The following is a 3011-nucleotide window of genomic DNA, read 5'->3' on the forward strand; positions in this document are numbered from 1 at the left end:
CAGCGCGGACGCCACCTTTGTGCTGGAAAAGGAACACCGGGCATCCGACACCGCCGCTCTCTACGCCATCGGCAGGGACATTGAGTACCAGGAGTTCACCCTGCGCTTTCGTGATTGCAGTTGGGAGCTGGTGGAGCGGAAATCCCAGGAACAGCTTGCGGCGGTAGAGGTGCCGCCCATTCTTTTTCGGCTGGTGGCTTTTATGGAGGGACGGCGGGAGTGGTCGGGCACCGCTACCGAACTTTTGACGCAGATGGGGGAAACAGACACCGCGCCCAACGTCATCACAAAGCTGCTGAATGAGTACCACGCCACCGTCCTGCGCCAGAATAACGTCCGCTATGTGTACCGCCGCACCAAGGCGGGGCGGCGCATCGTCCTTTCGAGGGGTGACGGCGTTGACAGCGGTGACGGTTTATCTGGGATGCCGTCAGTGAGGGGAACAGCCGTCACCCCCGTCCTGTGACCCGGAGGGTCACGCGGGGCGTAGCCCCGCAAAAAGGGAGTCCAGAGGGAACGTCTGGCACACGGCCTTGCTTGCAAGGTGTAGTGTGTTACACCCTGGAAACGCAGCTGGAAAAATCGGAGATTTTTTTGGCCGCAGGGGTGGCGCGTTCCGAGCCGGTGAGCGAGGAAAGACCCACCCCTGCATTATGCGTTTCCGGGGTGTTCTCCCGTCAGGGTGACAGCGGCGGGGGGCATCCCAAAATAACCGTCACCGCCGTCACCGCTGTCAACCTGACGGGCGGACGCCCCCCGTCTGCCCACACATTTCGACTGGAGGGATGACAATGCCCTATGCGATATTGCGCTTCCAGAAGCGCAAGGCCGGTTCCGTCGCGGCCTGTGAGCGCCACAACGAGCGGAAGAAAGAAGCGTACAAAAGCAACCCGGATATTGACATGGAGCGTTCCGGGGAGAATTATCATCTTGTCGCCCCGCCCCGGTACACCTACAAAAAGGAGATCAACCGCATGACGGGGGCGGCGGGGTGCCGGGTGCGCCGGGACAGCGTGATGCTGGTGGAAACGCTCATCACAGCGTCCCCGGAGTTTATGAACAGTCTACCACCGGCGGAGCAGAGGGCCTATTTTGCGGCGGCACTGGACTTTGCGGCCGGACGTGTCGGAAAGCAGAATATCATCTCCGCCGTGGTGCATATGGACGAGAAAACGCCCCATATGCACCTTTGTTTTGTCCCCATCACAAAGGAGGGCAAGCTGTCGGCTAAAACCATGCTGGGCAACCAAAGGAGCCTGTCGGAGTGGCAGACGGCCTACCATGCCCATATGTCAGCCAGGTGGCCGGAGTTGGAGCGCGGGGAGTCCTCCATGATAACCAGGCGCAAGCACATCCCCACGTGGCTGTTCAAGCTGGGCGGCAGGCTGGATAAACAGCATGACGAGATCGTAAAGGCCCTGTCCGACATCAACGCTTTTAACGCCGGGAAGAAGCGGGACAGGGCGCTGGCACTTCTGTCCGCGTGGCTGCCTGATATGGAGAAGTTTTCACGGGAAATCCAGAAGCAGAGCGATTATATTGACAGCCTGAAACAGCGGGTCAGTCAGTCGGAGAAATACGCCGACCATCTGCGGGACAGCCGATATGCGGAGGAATTGAAAGTACAGGAAGCCAACAAGCGTATCTTTGAGTTGCAGCGCACCAATCAGCAGTTGGAGCGGCTGGTGAAGCTGATACCGCCCGAAGTTCTGGCGGAGCTTCAAAAAAGCGGCAGGGACAGGCCGAGAGGGAGGTAAGCGCGATGGAAAAACAGGAAATAAACGGTGCTGAAAATAGAGGATTTACGCCCATTTCCGGGCAATCCCTTTCATTTGGTGGAGGATGAACAGCTTATGGAATTGTCGGAGAGTATCAAGGAGTTTGGCATGGCCGCGCCCATCCTCACCCGGCCCGGGTCGGACGGGAACGGTTACGAGGTCATAGCGGGACAGCGGCGTGTCCGGGCGGCGGAGTTGGCGGGGATTGAGAGCGTCCCCGCCTTTGTTCTGCCCATAGACCGCGACCGGGCCATCATCACCCTTGTGGACAGCAACATCCAGCGGGAGAACATCCTCCCATCGGAGCGGGCCTTTGCCTACAAGATGAAACTGGACGCCATGAAGCGGCAGGGCTACCGCACCGATTTAACCTCCAACCAAGTTGGTACGAAGTTACAGACGGATGAAATTGTGGCAAAGGGCTTTGGCGTCAGCAAGACCACGGTACACCGCTTTATCCGTCTGACCGAGTTATTGCCGCCTATTTTGCAGATGGTGGACGAGGCCAGGATCGCCCTCACCCCTGGGGTGGAGTTGTCCTTTTTGACCCAGGAGGAACAGGAAAATCTGCTCACCACGATGGAGAGCGAGGATGCCACGCCCTCGCTGGCCCAGGCCCAGCGCATGAAGAAGCTGAGCCAGGCGGGACAGCTTGATATGGACGCCATTTTCGCCATTATGACGGAGGAAAAGGGCAATCAGAAAGAAACCGTCAAAATCGGCATGGACAAGCTGCGGAAGTATTTCCCCAGGGGGACGACGCCCCAGCAGATGGAGGAAACCATCATCCGTCTTTTGGAACGGGAATTGCGGCGCAAGCGGAACCGGGAGAGCCGGTAGAAATTTTACGAGGGGGAACGCCTGCGGGCGCTCCCCCTCTGCGCTTGATGGGAGGATATAGGGATATGGCAAAAAAATTGGTGCGCCCAAAGATAACAGTACAGCCGGTCTATTCGGGCGGCGCGGATATGCGTGAGGTATTCATCTCCCTGCTGGTGGACGCTGTGCGGCGGGGAAAATGCCCTGTTCGCACCTTTGAGAATTTGAAAGAACCGCAATACAATAAGGGCAGAAATCAGGAAAAGGAGGTCATCTGAATGGGTGTTTTACGGACAGCCCTCTACTGCCGCCTATCGAAAGACGATATGGCCCAAGGGGACAGTGAGAGTATCAGGACGCAAGAGTTACTATGTAGAGGGTGGAGTCACCACCTAATACATATGACTGCGGTTC

The 3011-nt window shown here is 57.9% G+C and carries 3 protein-coding genes and 1 pseudogene; all 4 read left to right on the forward strand.

The window, feature by feature from the left end; genetic code table 11:
- Positions 1-466, forward strand: a pseudogene (locus tag Q0063_RS14565) (ATPase); the annotation flags it as partial.
- Between the two features lie 325 nt (positions 467-791).
- Positions 792-1757: a MobV family relaxase gene (gene mobV / locus Q0063_RS14570; RefSeq protein ID WP_297872675.1), complete on the forward strand. Its 966-nt coding sequence runs from the start codon at positions 792-794 to the stop codon at positions 1755-1757.
- A gap of 27 nt (positions 1758-1784) precedes the next feature.
- Positions 1785-2618 carry a ParB/RepB/Spo0J family partition protein gene (locus tag Q0063_RS14575; protein ID WP_297872676.1) on the forward strand — a complete coding sequence of 278 codons (834 nt, stop codon included), beginning with the start codon at positions 1785-1787 and terminating at the stop codon, positions 2616-2618.
- A 65-nt stretch (positions 2619-2683) separates the two neighbouring features.
- A complete protein-coding gene (locus Q0063_RS14580; protein WP_297872677.1) occupies positions 2684-2875 on the forward strand; it encodes a hypothetical protein in 192 nt (63 codons plus the stop codon).
- The last annotated feature ends 136 nt before the right edge of the window (positions 2876-3011 follow it).

Source organism: uncultured Oscillibacter sp., assembly GCF_947654275.1.
GTDB lineage: Bacteria > Bacillota > Clostridia > Oscillospirales > Oscillospiraceae > Oscillibacter.